The organism is Colwellia hornerae, from assembly GCF_007954355.1.
In the GTDB taxonomy this organism is placed as follows: domain Bacteria; phylum Pseudomonadota; class Gammaproteobacteria; order Enterobacterales; family Alteromonadaceae; genus Colwellia_A; species Colwellia_A hornerae.
This window is the reverse complement of the sequence record NZ_VOLR01000076.1, coordinates 1-1,382: the sequence shown is the minus strand read 5'-3', so window position 1 is coordinate 1,382 and position 1,382 is coordinate 1. Positions and strand designations below refer to the sequence as shown.

Genomic DNA, 1,382 nt, shown 5'->3' with positions numbered 1-1,382 from the left:
CATAGGTTGGACATTAAGAGATAATTGGATCTAGGCCGCACTTTAATCGTCCTTTTTCCTTATCTCTTGTCGGGTTCGCTCTTTGAGCATACTTTGACAAAAAATTGATAGTTTTTTGCCATGTTTTGTTCAGCGTCGATATCATACCTTGTGTGATTGATTCCATTAATTGATAAAACCAACCTTGGGTGTTTTTTGCGACCATAAACGTTGAGAGCTCAATACCGCCAAGCTGCTGAACACTCATGCATATTCGCCGTTTTACTAACAACGTCAATAAACTTGCCCACACCAAACCTTCCATCATCGTCGCTTTTCGGGTGTTGAATTTTTGAAGGTTGCAATAAGATTTCCATTCCTTAAACAGTAACTCTATTTGCCAACGTAGGCTGTAGAGTTTTATTACCGCTTCAGCGCTAAATTTTTCTCGACTTAAGTTTGTTGCCCAATAAGTCGGCTCACTTTTGCCTTTAGGCCAACTAGCAATCAACCGATAATTCGTTTTCCCTTCCACATCCATATCGACAATAACGCTACGGCGAATATGCTTTTTAACATCCTTTTGTTTCTTCTGTGAAAACCGCTTTAATACTTTACCGTGACGATTAAAGGCCGCAACAACGACTGGGTTTACCGTCGCTTTCGCACGCACAATATAGAAACCACCTGCGATATCGATAGATCCTAGATAAGATAACTTGAAGTACCCTCTATCAGCTAGAAACAGTGTGTCGACTAACGATTTAGCATCGGGTAAAAAGTCATATTCAGCTTGGCTATCTGGACTGACTGATATATCTTCAGGATACCCTTTAAGTAAATCCCAACTCACATGTACCTCTATTGCCGCAGGACTTATTTTAGTAAAGCGGCCTTTAAAGGTCTCTTTTAAACTATCATGCACCGCGAACGAACTTCCGTCTTGCATTACTATGCGTTTGAAATCTGACAGTGTAGCGTCTGTACCGAGTATTTGTTGCTGCCATTGAGTTAACGCTACATCGACCAATGATTTCATTAACTGGCTAAACTCAGGCTTACTCAGTTGATTATGAAACGGTTTATATTGAACATCGGTTTCGGTCAATTTCACAAAATAACGATGCAAATCTGTTACGGTGCTTATCGACTTATCACCTAGTGCAGTTATTAACGACATAACTAACTCAAAGGGTTTTATTATTCGTTTACGGCTACAAAAACGTATTTTTTTACCTATTTCGTTAATATTAAAATCGTTAAGCACTTTCGTTATTTTGTTTAACTCAGTATTATGTTTATTCATGCTCTGCTTTTGGGATAGATAGTGGTTTGGCGATTACTATCAGATCAAATTCAGAGCATGTTTTCAATTGTTTTATTCCTTAAGATCCAACCTATGA

Annotated in this window: 1 protein-coding gene; it reads right to left on the bottom strand. The window is 38.6% G+C overall.

Annotated elements, in window-relative coordinates; all coding sequences use genetic code 11:
- Positions 1–13: 13 nt before the first annotated feature.
- Entirely contained in the window at positions 14–1,285 is a 1,272-nt protein-coding gene (locus ESZ26_RS19005) for an IS4 family transposase (RefSeq protein WP_146801382.1), read from the bottom strand.
- Positions 1,286–1,382 lie beyond the last annotated feature (97 nt).

Excerpts from the sequence above, each read along its gene's own strand:
- ESZ26_RS19005 (WP_146801382.1), bottom strand. The coding sequence starts at position 1,285 with ATGAATAAACATAATACTGAGTTAAACAAAATAACGAAAGTGCTTAAC.